Annotated in this window: 15 protein-coding genes; 6 read left to right on the forward strand and 9 right to left on the reverse strand. The window is 69.3% G+C overall.

Annotation, left to right across the window (positions count from 1 at the left end):
- Genes C5B97_RS05535 through C5B97_RS05545 form a run of 3 tightly spaced genes read right to left on the reverse strand, consistent with a single transcriptional unit; the run spans nucleotide 1 to nucleotide 1,424 of the window.
- Nucleotides 1-276, reverse strand: a complete 276-nt coding sequence (locus C5B97_RS05535) for a hypothetical protein (protein ID WP_104311134.1) — start codon at nucleotides 274-276, stop codon at nucleotides 1-3.
- Nucleotides 273-608, reverse strand: coding sequence for a hypothetical protein (locus C5B97_RS05540; RefSeq protein WP_146080737.1), 336 nt, complete (start codon nucleotides 606-608; stop codon nucleotides 273-275). The genes C5B97_RS05535 and C5B97_RS05540 overlap by 4 nt, the downstream gene beginning before the upstream one ends.
- Before the next feature lie 36 nt (nucleotides 609-644).
- Entirely contained in the window at nucleotides 645-1,424 is a 780-nt protein-coding gene (locus C5B97_RS05545) for an SDR family oxidoreductase (protein WP_104311136.1), read from the reverse strand.
- A gap of 290 nt (nucleotides 1,425-1,714) precedes the next feature.
- Between C5B97_RS05545 and C5B97_RS05550 the strand changes: the two genes are divergently transcribed.
- On the forward strand, nucleotides 1,715-2,035 hold the full coding sequence (locus tag C5B97_RS05550; protein WP_258067992.1) for an ATP-dependent DNA ligase: 321 nt from the start codon (nucleotides 1,715-1,717) through the stop codon (nucleotides 2,033-2,035).
- Nucleotides 2,036-2,186: 151 nt separating this feature from the next.
- Nucleotides 2,187-2,513, forward strand: a complete 327-nt coding sequence (locus C5B97_RS05555) for a hypothetical protein (protein ID WP_104311137.1) — start codon at nucleotides 2,187-2,189, stop codon at nucleotides 2,511-2,513.
- 251 nt (nucleotides 2,514-2,764) lie between these two features.
- On the opposite strand, the gene C5B97_RS05560 is transcribed toward C5B97_RS05555, so the two are convergent.
- A complete protein-coding gene (locus C5B97_RS05560) occupies nucleotides 2,765-4,066 on the reverse strand; it encodes an ArgE/DapE family deacylase (RefSeq protein WP_104311138.1) in 1,302 nt (433 codons plus the stop codon).
- A gap of 74 nt (nucleotides 4,067-4,140) precedes the next feature.
- A complete protein-coding gene (locus C5B97_RS05565) occupies nucleotides 4,141-5,487 on the reverse strand; it encodes an MFS transporter (RefSeq protein ID WP_104311139.1) in 1,347 nt (448 codons plus the stop codon).
- A 164-nt stretch (nucleotides 5,488-5,651) separates the two neighbouring features.
- Here C5B97_RS05565 and C5B97_RS05570 point away from each other — a divergent pair, with 164 nt between their 5' ends.
- Nucleotides 5,652-6,866 (forward strand): CdaR family transcriptional regulator, encoded by a 1,215-nt coding sequence (locus tag C5B97_RS05570; protein ID WP_104311140.1) that lies wholly within the window; start codon nucleotides 5,652-5,654, stop codon nucleotides 6,864-6,866.
- A gap of 247 nt (nucleotides 6,867-7,113) precedes the next feature.
- On the opposite strand, the gene C5B97_RS05575 is transcribed toward C5B97_RS05570, so the two are convergent.
- The 3 genes from C5B97_RS05575 to C5B97_RS05585 form a co-directional block, all read right to left on the reverse strand.
- Entirely contained in the window at nucleotides 7,114-8,637 is a 1,524-nt protein-coding gene (locus C5B97_RS05575; RefSeq protein ID WP_181026915.1) for an HNH endonuclease signature motif containing protein, read from the reverse strand.
- Between the two features lie 900 nt (nucleotides 8,638-9,537).
- Complete coding sequence (locus tag C5B97_RS05580) at nucleotides 9,538-10,425, reverse strand: hypothetical protein (RefSeq protein WP_104311142.1); 888 nt, start codon at nucleotides 10,423-10,425, stop codon at nucleotides 9,538-9,540.
- Complete coding sequence (locus tag C5B97_RS05585) at nucleotides 10,418-10,996, reverse strand: RNA polymerase sigma factor (RefSeq protein WP_258067997.1); 579 nt, start codon at nucleotides 10,994-10,996, stop codon at nucleotides 10,418-10,420. Before C5B97_RS05585 ends, C5B97_RS05580 begins: the two co-directional genes overlap by 8 nt.
- Before the next feature lie 191 nt (nucleotides 10,997-11,187).
- Here C5B97_RS05585 and C5B97_RS05590 point away from each other — a divergent pair, with 191 nt between their 5' ends.
- Together C5B97_RS05590 and C5B97_RS05595 are read left to right on the forward strand one after the other, a co-directional pair.
- Nucleotides 11,188-11,910 (forward strand): CHRD domain-containing protein, encoded by a 723-nt coding sequence (locus tag C5B97_RS05590; RefSeq protein WP_104311144.1) that lies wholly within the window; start codon nucleotides 11,188-11,190, stop codon nucleotides 11,908-11,910.
- Nucleotides 11,907-12,605 carry a class F sortase gene (locus C5B97_RS05595; RefSeq protein WP_258067999.1) on the forward strand — a complete coding sequence of 233 codons (699 nt, stop codon included), beginning with the start codon at nucleotides 11,907-11,909 and terminating at the stop codon, nucleotides 12,603-12,605. Before C5B97_RS05590 ends, C5B97_RS05595 begins: the two co-directional genes overlap by 4 nt.
- Nucleotides 12,606-12,757: 152 nt before the next feature.
- Here the strand turns inward: C5B97_RS05595 and C5B97_RS17885 are convergent, their stop codons facing one another.
- Entirely contained in the window at nucleotides 12,758-12,928 is a 171-nt protein-coding gene (locus C5B97_RS17885; protein WP_179557278.1) for a hypothetical protein, read from the reverse strand.
- Between the two features lie 248 nt (nucleotides 12,929-13,176).
- Between C5B97_RS17885 and C5B97_RS05600 the strand changes: the two genes are divergently transcribed.
- A complete protein-coding gene (locus C5B97_RS05600) occupies nucleotides 13,177-13,842 on the forward strand; it encodes an RNA polymerase sigma factor (RefSeq protein ID WP_258068001.1) in 666 nt (221 codons plus the stop codon).
- Nucleotides 13,843-13,905 lie beyond the last annotated feature (63 nt).

Genomic DNA, 13,905 nt, shown 5'->3' on the forward strand with positions numbered 1-13,905 from the left:
CTATCGCGGGTCGCGCGCCTTCTGGCGCCGAGCGAGGAGCCAGCCGGTGAGCGCCGTCACGGCTACTGCGGCGAGCCAGACCCACACGTGGGTCCGGTTGCCGGCAAGGGACAGCGGGTAGCTCTCGCAGTAGGAGAGGGAGGTGTCGGTGTAGTTGTCGACGCAGATCGTGTAGTCGTGTGTCGGCGCCAGGACGAGCGAGATCAGGACCACGATGACGGCCGTCCAGAGCCAGATGCGCGCGGTCGATCGTGGGCGGAGGAACGGAGGCGTCATGTGCTCTGGGCTCCCTCATTCGCCGGTGGGACTGGGGCGTGCTCGGCGCGCATGGCGCGCTGCTTCCGAACGAAGCTGGTGACCACCACAACGGCGAGCGGCGTCGCGATGGCTGCGCCTGCTCCCCGCATCCAGAGAGCGAAGCTCGTCGGCGCTCCAGTTGCGGAGTAGCTCACGTCGCCGCAGTTCAGAGGGCCGAACCCGGTTCGACCGCAGTACGTGTCCAGCGAGACCGGGAAGAGCAGCCACGTCGCGAGTGCCGCCAACACGAGGGCGATCACGCTCGCGAGAATCCACATGCGGATCGTCCGGCGAGGCGCATCAGGAGTCATGCGTCATGTCTACCGGATGCGCGTTGCGGATGCGGCCTACCCGACCTTGAACCCGCCGTTGCTGGAGAGCACCTGGCCGTTGATCCAGGCGCCCGCAGGCGAGAAGAGGAAGCGCACCAGGTTGGCGGTGTCCTCGGCGGTGCCGAGGCGACCCGCCGGGGTCGCGTCGGTGCACCACGCTCGGGTCTCGTCATCCATCCAGCCCGTGTCGACGGGGCCAGGGTTGATGACGTTGGCCCTGACGCCGCGGTCGGCGAGCTCGACGGCGGCCGCCGTGACGATGCGGTCGAGCGCGCCCTTGCTGGCCCCGTATGGCAGGTTGTCGACCGTGTGGTCGCTCGTGAGGGCGACGATGCTGGCGCGGGCGCTCCCGGGGTCGGGCACCACGGGCAGCTGCTCCGCGAACGCCTTGATCAGCAGCCACGTCGCGCGGGCGTTGACCGCGAAGTGGCGGTCCCAGCTCTCGAGATCCGTGGTGAGGATGGAGCTGTCGACGGACTCCGCGTGCGACAGCACGAGGCCTGCGAGCGGACCGAGGGTCCGCGCCTCCTCGAAGAGTCGGGCTGGGATGCTCGGGTCGCTCAGGTCTCCCTCGACGAGCTCGACGGACGCGCCGAGATCACGGCACAGCTCCGCCACGGCCCGCGGGTCATCGCCGGAGCGTTTGAGCCCTACGCGGTCGTCGTACGGCTGCCAGTAGGTGAGCACCAGGTCCCAGCCGTCGCGAGCCAGGCCAACCGCAAGCGCGGCCCCGATCGAGCGCCGGCGGCCCACGCCCGTGATGAGCGCGACGCGTCGCGGTGTTCCTCCGGTCATGCATCCACCGTACGAGATGCGCTTGCTCCGAGGCGACGAGCAGTCAGCAGCTCGGAGCGTCGATTCCGACGGAGGCGAATCGGACATCTCGCCCGCGGCGTCGGCAGCACTGCGGCTCGAACTGAGCCAGCGGTGATGTGGGAATCGGCGGAAATATAGGCATTGCGCGGGCGGCGTGCAACACTCGAAGGACTTCGGTTTCCCAGCCCCTCCTTCACTGGTTCGGGGCGCACACCGAGCGGTCGAGACGGATCCGTCGCCTTGGTTCCTCATCAGTCGAAGGCGACCCCATGGGTTTCATGTACTACGGCAGTCAGGGCCACGAGCTCGAGATCGACGACCGTCCGCTCGCGCACCTGAAGATCGCCGTGCTGAGTCTGCTGCGGGCCGGGCAGAGCGTCGCTTTCTCGATCTCGCGCCCCGCTGGCCAGGGCAGCGGCCGCGAGACGCTGTGGATCAGCCCGGCCACCGACCTGCGCTTCCGGTTCGTCGGGGGGCGGATGCCCGCCATCAACGACGCATGGGTGCGCGCGATCATCAGCTCGGCCAGCTCGCCGGCTGGCATGCGCATCTGCCCGGAGCCCGTCAGCACGAGTTCCCTCGCGGCCTGAGCGTCCGGAGCTGCTTGAACCGTCAGACCTGCTGGGCCGCACGCGCCGCCTGCGCCGCCTGCGCCGCCTGCGTGGCCTGGGCTGCCTGAACCGCGCGCGCCGCGATCGCGCCGTGTTCGGGCGTGCTGTCGGAACGTTCTAGGCTCTCTCTGTGAACGCGCGCGCAGACGAAGCAGGCCAGCAGTCGGAACCCGAGCTGATGCTCCGCGTCCGCGAGGCGTACCTGCGCACGCGGGAGCTGCGCTCGCGCCTCGCCGCCCTGCGCAGCGAAGACCTGCACGTGCCGGATTCGCAGTCGTTGTCGCTGCGCGATCGCGCCGAGCGCCAGGCGGCCGACCGCGAACGGCTCGAGGCGGAGCAAGCCACGAAGCTCGAGCTCGACGCCGCGGAGCAGGCGCTCGCCGACGCCGAGGAAGCGGTGCAGGACTCCCTCAGCGGCAGCGGCGACGAGTGGATGCGCGGGGCGGGCGCGCGCTGAGAAGCGACGGGGCCACCCGCTGGGGCGACGCGGAGGTGACCAGGGAAGGTCGAGCGAGCAGACATCGAGCGAGCAGACGATGCTGACCGCGAGGCAGCGCCGAACCAAGCCTGGGTATCCCGGGACGCGCTCGGCGGCGCCAGGCGGGCGGGGACAAGACGACGTCGGCCGCGCAGACTCTCGAGCGTGAGAGCCGGCGCGGCCGTTGCGATGGATCGCCGGTGTCGGTGCCGTGAAGTCGCTGCCGGCGTCTACTCGACCCCGCACCATTCGGCGATGAAGAGCGCGATGGACTTCGTGATGCGGCGCACGGACTCGAGGTCGACGCGCTCGTCGTAGCCGTGGATGGCTTCGGAGATGGGGCCGTAGACGAGGGCGGGGGTGTCGGCGTACTGCACGAAGACGCGCCCGTCGAGGTAGCCGGGGGTGACAAACGATTCGAGCTTCGCCCCGTCGAAGGCGGCGCTGTGGCTGCGCTCGAGCGCCTGCTCGGCGGCGCCACCCTCCTCGAGCACGTATCCCTCGGCGAAGAAGCCCGTCTTCGTTGCCGTCGTGGCGATCGTGTTGCCGTTTGCATCCACGGTGACGGCGGCGAGCGCATCCGTGATCTCGGCCCAGGCCGAGTCGGCGGTGATGCCCGGGTAGAGGGCGACGCGCACATCCACTTCGCACCAGGCTGGCACGCTGGAGCCCCAGTCGCCGCCCTGGATCTTGCCGACGTTGAAGTTGATGGGGTGGTCGAGCTCCTCGAAGTAGCGGTGCTCGCCCTGCTTCGCGTTCCAGGCGGCCTCGAGCTTCCGCAGCTCCCCGATGACGAAGTAGGCGGCGTCGATGGCGTTGAAGCCGGTCTGCATCTCGCGCGGGTGGGTGGGCTTGCCGTCGACCCGGAGGCGCAGCCAGATGACTCCGGTGTTGGCGCGCACCAGCATGTCCTCTTCGGGTTCCGGGATGAGGACCGCGTCGGCCGTGTAGCCGCGCAGGTGGGCCGAGAGGGAGCCGTTGCCCGTGCATTCCTCCTCGACGACGGACTCGAAGTGGATGCGCCCGGTCGGGGTGAGGCCGGCGGCGCGGACGGCGTCGAAGGCGTAGAGGTTGGCGACGAGGCCGGCCTTCATGTCGCCGCTGCCGCGGCCGTACAGCCAGCCGTCGCGCACGGTGGCGTCCCACGGGGAGCGGGCCCACTGGCTCTCTGGTCCCTCGGGGACGACGTCGATGTGGCCGTTGAGGATGAGCGAGTTCCCGCGCTCTTCCTGGGGTGCGAAGGTGCCGACGACGTTCTCGAGGCCGTCGTAGGAGATCTCGACGGCGCCGGCGCCCGGGTGGGCGGCGAGCTCGTCGGGGTCGAGCTGCCAGCGGTCCATGGCGAGGCCGCGTCCGGCCATGGCGCCGTACAGGAGGTCCTGCGCCGAGGATTCGTTGGCGCGCAGCGACGGGTGGCGCACGAGCTCCTGGGTGAAGGCGATCTGGCGGTCGAAGGCGGCGTCGACGGCGTCGAGGATGCGCTGGCGCTGATCGTCGGTGAGGGCGGCGGTGGGTGTGGTTGGCGTGGTCATGGTCGTGTCCTGCTTTCGCGTGTGGTGCTGCCGGGCAGCTGTGCCCGGGGTGGGGAGGGAGCGTTTGTCTGCGCTCAGGAGGCGGCTTCGTCGATCTCGACGATGTCGTCGCGGAGGCGCATCCGCTCGCCGAAGGCGCCGCCGATGACGGTGATGACGCAGATGCCGATGAGGACGAGGACGGCGGGCCACGATGATCCGTCGCCGACCGTGATGAGGGCGGTGGCGATGAGGGGCAGGAAGCCGCTGATGGCTCCGGCGAGGTTGTAGCCGAGGGAGACGCCGCTGTAGCGGAGGCGGGGTGGGAAGAGTTCGGCGAGGAGGGCGCCGGTGACGGCGTAGGAGAGGGTGATGAGGGCGATGCCGATGCTGACGGCGGCGATGATGGCGATGGGGCTCTCGGTGTCGATGAGCCAGAAGAGGGGGAAGGCGGCGATGCCGGTCGTCAGGCCGCCGGCGACGGTCATGCGGCCGGGGCCGAAGCGCTCGGCGAGGCGGCCTGCGAAGATCGTGACGCCGATCTGGAGGACGGCGGCGATGAGGGTCGCGTTGACCATGACCTGGCGGTCGACTTCGAGCACGTTGGTGCCGTAGGAGACGACGAAGGTGGTCATCATGTAGAAGCCTCCGACGCCGAGCATGGCGGCGGCGACGGCGACGAGGAGGCGGAGTCCGGATTTCCGGAAGAGCTCGACGACGGGGACCTTGACCTGCTCGCCGGCGGCGGCGAGCTCCTGGAAGACGGGGGACTCTTCGACCTTGAGGCGGATGTAGAGGGCGATGCCGAGGAGGGGGAAGGCGAGGAGGAACGGGAGGCGCCAGCCCCACGCGTCGAAGGTCTCGGGCGGCATCATGAGGACGAGGGCGAAGGCGCCGGATGAGACGAGGGTGCCGACGGGGGAGCCGATCTGCACGAGGGCGGCGAAGCGGCCGCGCATCTTCTCGGGGGAGTGCTCGATGGCGATGGTGGTCGCGCCGCCCCATTCGCCGCCGACGGCGAAGCCCTGTACGAGGCGGAGGACGGCGAGCATGACGGGGGCTGCGATGCCGACGGCGAGGTAGTCGGGGAGGACGCCGATGAGGCCGGTCGCGCATCCGATCATGACGATCGTGGTGAGGAGGGCGGGGCGGCGGCCGTAGCGGTCGCCGATCCACCCGAAGACGACGGCGCCGATGGGGCGGGCCGCGAAGCCGACGCCGAAGGTCGCGAAGGCGGCGAGGGTGGCGCCTGCCGGGTTGAGGTCGGTGAAGAAGAGGCGGTTGAAGACGAGGGCCGCGGCGGTGCCGAAGAGGAAGTAGTCGTACCACTCGAGGGCGGTGCCGACGAAGGCGGCGAAGGCGATGCGCCGCGCTTCTTTGAGGCTGACTTTGGGTGGGGCGGCGGGGGCGCTCGAGGTCGATGTCTGCGGGTCGTGGGACATGGTGGCTCCGATGTTGGGGGAAAGGCCTGCATGTGAACGTGCACGTCTGCGGTGACGTTGGTGTACCTATGCAACCCCGCCATGGCAGGGTCGGGCAATCGCCAGGCCCACTCGATTGCACGCCTAAGATGGGCAAATGCACAATCTAGATTGGTTTTGAGCCGGTGAATGACGCGTCTGTTTCGGCGCCGTTGCAGCGCGGTATCCGATCGTGTCTCGACGACCTGGACGAGATAACGACGTTGTACGTGATGCAGGTGCGCACGCTCACGGGTTATGTCGAGTCGGTGATCGCGGAGCGCGATGTGCACAGCACGGCGTTCACGACGCTCGGGCTTATGTTCCGGCAGCTCGGTGGGGAGCGGCTCGAGGACGAGCTGCGGGCGCATTCGCGAGCCATCGGGCGCAAGCGGGTCCGTCAGGGGGTGCCGCTCGAGTCGCTGCTGCGGGCGGTGCGGATGGACTTCCGTTTCATCTGGCAGGCGCTCAACGACCGCTTGCCGGGGGAGGCGGATCGCCTGTCCGACGATGTTGTCGCGATCTGGGAGGTTGTGGAGGCGCACACGACGAGCGTGCAGTCGGGGTACATGCTCGAGCTGGGGCAGGTGAAGGCGGAGCTCGAGCAGGAGCAGGCGTTCCTGCTGCGTCGTCTGCTGCGCGGTGGTGTCGACGACTCGCAGTTGCATGTGCAGGCTGCGGAGGCGCTCGAGATTCCGCTCGTTGGTCCGTACTGGGTTGCGGTTGCGCATCAGGATGCGGCGGCCAGCTTCGCCTCGGATGTGCGGGCCGTTCTCCCCGCGGCCGTGTGTCTGCGCTTGGACGGTGTGGAGTTCGCGGTCGTTGCCGGCTCGTCCGGTGCGCGGTCGTCTGGCGTGGGTTCTGCGGGCGGGGGGTCGTCTGGTGTTGAGTCGGCTGGCTTGTGGTCTGCTGGTTTGTCTGTGCAGTTGGGGCTCGCGGGTCTGCAGGTGGGCGTGTCTCAGTCGGCGGCGACGCTGTCGTCGTTGAGTGAAATGTGGCAGTTGGCGTCGGAGTTGGCTGAGTTTGCGGTTCCGGGGCGGGCGGCGCTGCTCGCGCAGCATTGGCCGAGCCTTGTTGTGCGGCGGCTTGGGCCGGTGGTGTCGAGTCTGGCTGCGGATTCGCTTCGGGATTTCGCTGTTCTGCCTTCGTCTGAGCGGGCTCTGTTGGTTGAGGCTGTCGAGGTGTACATGGCTACTGGTTCGGCGTCGAAGGCCGCGGGGGCGCTGTTCTGTCACCGGAACACGGTCATGAACCGACTGGCGAAGTTCGCGTCGGTGACGGGGCTCGACCCGACGGTTCCTGATGACGCGGCCACGATCAAGTTGGTTCTGGCGGCGGAGAGGAGCGCACGGCAGAGTTGACGGCGGGACTGGTGTTTCGGGGGCTTCTGGCTGGGTCTCGGCTCCGATTGTTGGGCTGCCCGTGGTTTTAGAAGTCCTCGATCGATCAGAGTCCTCGCTTGATCAGAGTCCTCGGTCGATCAGAGTCCTCGGTCGATCAGAATCTTCGGTCGATCAGAGCCGTCCGTTGATCAGAGCCGTAGGTGGAATGGTGCCGTCAGTTGATCAGGGTCGCGGGTCGGCGGGTTAGTTCCCCCTGCCTCTGGTTTCAGGGTCTTCGGTTGATCCGTGGGCGTGCGGCTTGGACGCTGTTGGTGGTGTAGCTGCGGCGGCGGGCGGTTCTGCGTGGGCCGTGGTGTCCGAGCGTGGGCACGACGTGCCAGCGTCCGCTGCTGCCGTTGATGAGGACGAGCCGTCCCCGGTGGACTTCGTGGTGGTGGAAGGAGCAGAGCAGGATGCCGTGTTTCGCGTCGGTGGGTCCGCCTTCGCTCCAGGGCGTGGCGTGGTGCACTTCGCACCAGCGCACGGGTGCGCTGCACCCGGGGGCCCGGCATTGCCGGTCGCGGATCGCGATGGCGCGGCGTTGGGTGGTGGTGAAGAGTCGTTGTTTGCGGCCGAGGTCGAGGATCTCCCCGGTGCTGCTGCGGGTCGCGACGCGGATGAAGGCGTCGCACAGCAGCTGCGCGGCGACACTGGGTGGGACGGGGTCTCCGGTGCGCTCCAGGTGGGGGACGTCTTCGGGTCGTGTCGCGGTTCCGGCGATGCCGGCTTCGGTGGTGACGATGATGACGGTGGGGGCTTCGCCGCCGGTTCTGGGCGCGTCTGGTGACTCGGCGTAGGCGCGGACGAGCATCGTGAGCGCGTCGATGCGATGCTGCTCGATCGACCGCGGGTCCACCAGCGGAACCTCGACTTCGTCGTTGTCGCTGTGCGCGTTGTCTTCGTCCAGCGGGTGCTCGTCGGCGCCGAGCGCGGGGGCGAGGGGTTCCCCGCACTCGGACGCGGCCGGGAACTCCACCCTGCGCCGGGGCGAGAGCAGCGCGTCGAACACCGATAAGAGCTGCTCGCCCTGCTCGGGTGTCGCCACGAACTTCCCGGTGACCGCGCCGTCGCTACGGCGGGAGATCCACAGCCCGCGTTCCTCGGCGATCTTGTCGGCCCGCGGCTCGTCGCCGTCCGGGTCCAGGTACGACACCCACGTCGCCGCCTGCACCTCCAAGACTTTCGGCACGGCTGGTTGTTCGTCTTCCGGGTTCACCCCGCACGCGGACGCGACCAACTCTCTCTCGGCCCGCTCGAGCTCGTCGACGCCCACGCGGTTCCCGGTGTGGTCCAAGCCCTTCGTGATCGCCGACGCCTGCGCGATCGACATGACCGCCGACCCGACCGCCTGCGACACGGCCGGATACTTCGCCGGGATCGGCTCGCCCGTCACGCTCATCCGCTCCCGCGTCGCCGCCGCCACCCGCACCAGCGTGCTCGCCTCGAACGGCCGCACCGCAAGCACCTGCTCCACCATCGCCGTCAGGTTCCGAAACCCCGACTTCCGCGCCACCGACTCCGCACGCGGCGACTCATCCTCCCGCCGCAGCAACTCGCCCGCGACCTCCACCAACGCCGCATCCACCACACGCCGACGAGCCGCCAGCTCCCGCAACGCGACCACGATCTCCGCATCCGGAAGCCCCGCCAGCTGACACCGCGCCTCCAGGAGCGCATCCACCACAGCCGTCTCCACTGACGACTCCACTGACGACTGGCGATGCGCCCCCTGCTCCGACTGCGATGCCACGATAACCTCCCCCAAGATCAGCACCAGCCTAGCCGATTGGACCCGTTCAATCTAGCTATCAACAGGAGTTTTATGACGTAATTCGATGATAGGTACGAAGGGTGCCCTTGGTGTCCTTCATGTCCGGCGGCACACGGGTAGCTGCGAAGTCTCCAGCTGTTCGCCGTTTCAGCTCGCGCTGTGGCCGAGCCGACTCTCTTCTCCCGTTCAGCAGACCACGGACCACCGACGCTGCGCACCACGGCACTTCAGTCCGAGTTGCTCGCACGTGTCGCCAGGGGCAGTTGTCCCTGAACAGGTCCTGCCGCGGTGCGCTGTGTCGGCCTGTCGATAGCGTCCGCTGGTGCTCGCGCGTCGTCTGAGGGCGGTTCCGTGTCGCGCGCGTACTGTCTGCTGAGAATGTCATCCCGCTCGCAGACAGCCGAGTCATCGTGCGGTTTGCTGTGCCCGTGTGCCCGTGTGCCCGTGTGCCCGTGTGCCCGTGTGCCTGTGTGCCCGTGGCGCTCGAGAGCCGCGCCTACGCCCGCGTGCTGCGCTTGTGCTCGGGTGCTGCGCTTGTGCTCGCGTGCTGCACCTGCGTTCGCGTGCCGCGCTTGCGCTTGCTGACGCCGTGTGCCCCCGTGGTGCTCGGAGCCCACTTACGCCCGCGTGCCGCACTTACGCCCGCGTCCCGCGCCCGTGCCCGCGTGCCGCGCTGACATCCGCGTGCCACGCTGGTGTTCGCGTCCCGCGCCCGTGCCCGCGTGCCGCGCTTACGTCCGCGTGCCGCGCGGCCGCTCGCGTCCCGGGCTCCTTGTGTGAAGCTCCCGTGACATTGGCGCGACACCCTGCCATCCGCCTGTCGCCGTGCGTCCGCGCCCCTCCCGCAGCCGACCGCGCGACTCTGAAAGCGTGAGCCTGCTACCCCTCGACTCGCGGCAATGCTGCTGAGGCCACGACGTCGCCGCTCTCCTCGCGGATCTCGACGCTCGTGACCTCCTCGCGGAGTGCGGCCGCGTTGACGGCGCAGTTGATCTCGACCTCTGAGCCCAGGAACGTCCCCGAGCCGACGTCCTCGCCGGCGGCATCGACGACGACCACCGAGTAGAACTCACCGCTCGGCAGCCCGTTGACCGTGAGCAGGGTCTCGGTGCCCCAGGTGTGCGCGACGACGCTGCCGTCGATCTCGACGCCGACGGGTTCGCCTTGGAAATCGACGGGCTCGACGGCGCCGAGCGTTCCGGGGTCGCCGACTGGTGTGGGCGTCTCAGGGCGGGGGAGGAAGAAGCCTCCGACGACGCCGACCACGAGGCCAACGGCAGCGATCCCGGCGATCATGGCGCCTCCGAACCGGGGGCGGCGCAGCGGCGTGACGGGCGCGGCGTCGGCGGCGGCGGCGTCGGCTTCGTCGGCCTCGCCGCGTCCGCCCGCTTCATCGGCGCCATTGCGAGAGTCGACGGCGTCAGCCGAGCCGGGAGCCCCGGTAGACCCATCCGCGTCGTCTGGCCCAACGGGGCCACCGGCACGATCGTCTCGCTCCTCGTCGCCGAATTCGCGACGGTCGACGCCGCCATCTGCGGCCCCGATCGCCAGCACGGCGTCACGGAGCCCGTCGCTTGGCGTCGCATCCAGCCATTCAGGGCGCCTGGAGACCTGCCCCGTCAGCGCCCGCAGCTCCGTCAGGTCGGCGTCGATGGTGGGGTCGGATGCGCGCATCCGCTCGAACTCGGCAGTCTCGTCGGCGGTCAGCTCGCCGACGAGGGCGGCGGCGATGAGCTCGCCGCGGCGGTCTGCGGTGTGGTCAGTCACGAGCTCCTCCGGATTCGTCGAGGTGGCCGCGGACGGCGCGGAGGCCGTAGAAGACGCGGGTGCGGAGGGTGGCGACGGGCACCCCGCAGCGGGCGGAGAACTCAGCGTAGCTGTAGCCGGTGAGGTGGATGGCGATGATCGCGTCGCGCTGCTCGTCGGGCAGGAGTGCGAGGGCTTCGGTGAGGCCGAGCCCCGTGAGCGGGTCGGGAGTTTCGGCTGCCACGTCAACGTCTGCGGCGGATGCGTCGTCTGCGGAGGTCCTGGGCAGCCGGTCGCGGGCGCGCAGGGCGTCGGCGATGACGTTGCGGGCGATCGCGAACAGCCAGGTGCGCTCGCCGGCCTTCGCGGGGTCGAAGCGGTCGCGTGCTCGCCAGGCTCGGAGGAACGTCTCCTGCACGCAGTCCTCGGCAAGCGCGCGGTCGCGCAGCGCATTGATGGTGAAGCCGAGGAGCACGCCGCCGTGGTCGCGGAACGCCGCGTGGAGGTCGAACGAGTGCGGCGCATCCGCCATTCGTGCGTGTCCTCTCGTCGTCGGCCCCCTGGCGCGGTCAACGATAACGGCAGTGCTCACGGCTCCTCCCTCCGGCGACTCAACTGCGATTGGTACAGGGGTGTACTGCCTGACCGCATGCCGCGTTCAGGGCGTCCCCGAAAATCTCTCTCGAAAAAGTTCGGGGGCGGATGAACGCGGGAGGGTCGAGCCCCGTATGCCCCTGTACGACGGCTCCACCCGGGAGCTGCGAAGCAGGAAGGCACCCCCTCATGCCCAAGCACACGTTCGCGAAGTCGCTCACTCTCGGCGCCACCGCTGCCGCCGCCATCGCTCTTGTCGCCGCCGCCCCCGCGACCGCCGAGACGGAAGTCTCCGAACCCGACTCGTTCACGAGCGCCTACACGGTCATGGCGACGCCCGACGCGGTCATCAACAACGATGGCGACGTGACGCCGGGCGAGCCCGGATCGATGGGCCAGTTCGACTTCCGCATCAATTCCGACCTGAATATCATCTGCTACGACATCACCCTCACGGGTGTCACGGGCGAGTACGAGAGCCCCGCGAAGACGGCCACGCACATCCACGAGGCCGCCGAGGGCCAGGCTGGCCCGCCCCGCATCGCGTTCCCGAACCCCACCGACAACGGTGACGGCACGCGCACCAGCAGCGGCTGCCTCGAGGGTCCGTTCACGACGGGCCTCAACAGCGACGCCGGCACCGACACGGGCGAGGGCTTCACGCTCAAGCAGATCGAGGCGAACCCGGCCGGCTTCACGGGCGACTCGCACACGGCTGACTTCAAGGCCGGCGTCGTGCGCGGCCAGCTCGTGCAGGTTCCTGTCGGCGGCGTCGACACGGGTGCCGGCGGCGCTGCTGCTGCCGGTGGCCTCGATGCGACGACGCTCGGCTTCCTCGGCCTCGGTGGCCTCGCCGTCGTCGGCGCGGCTGGTCTGGCGGTTGCGCGCAGGGCTCGCGCAGCGGGTCAGTGACCAGGAGCATCTCGCGGATGCCGGGGCGCGCGCTGCGCGTCCCGGCGCTCGTCGTGGCGGTCGCGCTCCTATTGAGTGGATGCGCGGCCGCGCCGAGCGGCGACGTCTCGGCTCCCGAGGTCACCCAGCCCCCGGCGGTCGCTGCCGAAGCAACTCCAACGGCACCGTCCGAGGCTGCGACTCCGACACCCGCGGCCCCCGCGCCTGACATCCAGCCCCCGTACGGGGCCGGTGGTGTCGAGGTCATGCCCGAGGGCATCGAGCCCACCGCCGTCTCGATCCCCGCCATCGACGTCGAGGGCACGCTCATCGACCTCGGCATCGCCGCCGACGGGAAGATGGAAGTGCCGGTCGACTTCGACGAGATCGGCTGGTTCACGGGCGGCGGCAAGCCCGGCGGTCGCGGGCCGACCGTCATCGCGGCGCACGTCGACGGCCTCGCCGGACCCGCCGCGTTCTTCCGACTCGACGAGCTCACTCAGGGTGACGTGGTGAGCGTCACCGACGCCGAGGGCGGCGTCACGAGCTACGAGGTCACCGAGGTCGTCACCGTCGAGAAGGCCGACTTCCCCACGGCGCGCGTCTTCGGTGCCGTGCCCGGCGACGAGCTCAGGCTCATCACGTGCGGCGGCTACTTCGACCGAGACGTGGGGCACTACGACAAGAACGTCGTGGTGTTCGCGACGGCGGTCTAGGGCCGGCGTCTGCAGTCGCCTCGCTGCAGGATGCGGCGAAGCGGCGGCGTGCGACAGGCACCTCGAGCCTCGGGTCGCTGTCAAGTTGCAGACCAGCGGCGCTGTTGAGGTCGAGCTGGACGAAACGCGACGGTCAGCGGATGCGATTCGGCTCAGAACAGCGTCGTGATCGCGGTGATGATGCCGACGCTGATGACGAGCCCCGTGCCGCAGATCGCGAGCGCTTCGATCGGCAGGGTCCTGCGCTGGTACGCGTCCCAGAAGCCGTCGGCGGCGATTGCCTGCCGGCTTTCAGCTTCTTGGTCGATCCTCGTCTCGGGCATATAGCTAGTCTAACTAACTATTCTCGCGGCGCAAGACGCCGGACGATCTGAGCGAGGAAGAACACGGTTGAGCATGACTTGCAAGTACTGGGCAGACGCGGTCCGCAATCCCTTTTCGCGTCCGTTCCGAATGGATGGCAGACGCGGTGCCGCGTCCGGGTTCCGCATGCCGCTCACCCCAGCGGGGGACTCTCGGTTGGCGACAGCTCAGGCCTGCAAGCTCTGGACTGTTGGAAGTGAGGTCCACGATGATGCTCGCGATTGACGCAGCGCCGAAGCTCCCTGAACTGCGGGACGCGCCCACCGCATCCGCCGCACCCGTGGCGACAGGTTCGCAGCGGGCGCGGGCGCTCTCGAAGTTCAAGAGCGTTGCCGCCGCCGATGACAGCGACGAGTTCCTGGCCGGGCTCGCCTCCCTCGGTGATGCGCACGCCTTCGACCTGCTGGTGCAGCGCTACCGCACGCTCATGTACGTGTGCGCCAGGCGGCGCCTCGGCTCGGACGCGGAGGCGGACGACGTCGTCCAGGAGTCGCTCGCGCACGCCTGGACGAAGCTCTCGACCCTCAAGGATCTCGCCGCCGTCCGCTCGTGGATGCTGCGCATCGTCGCATCCAGAAGCATCGACGTGCTCAGGCGACGTCGGGAGCACGACCGCGTCGAGGAGGCCGAGTTCCCGGCGCCGGACGACGGATCGCCGACCACCAACGCGCAGGTTGCGCTTCTCTCCGCGGCCCTCCACGTCGCCCTCTCGCACCTCCCGGAGCAGCAGCGCCGATGCTGGGTGCTGCGCGAACTCGAATCGCTGAGCTACCAGGACATCGCGGACGAACTTGAGCTTCCTGTCAGCACCGTGCGCGGCGCGATCGCGCGGGCGCGCAAGGCGCTTGCGATCGCGATGGCCGAATGGCGCTAGGGAGGGCGAGCGCCGGCGGGTGACCGCTGGTGCAGGTAGGCGCTCGGGGGTCTGGGGGCGCGA

This window comes from Pseudoclavibacter sp. RFBB5 (assembly GCF_002931555.1).
Taxonomy (GTDB): domain Bacteria; phylum Actinomycetota; class Actinomycetes; order Actinomycetales; family Microbacteriaceae; genus Pseudoclavibacter.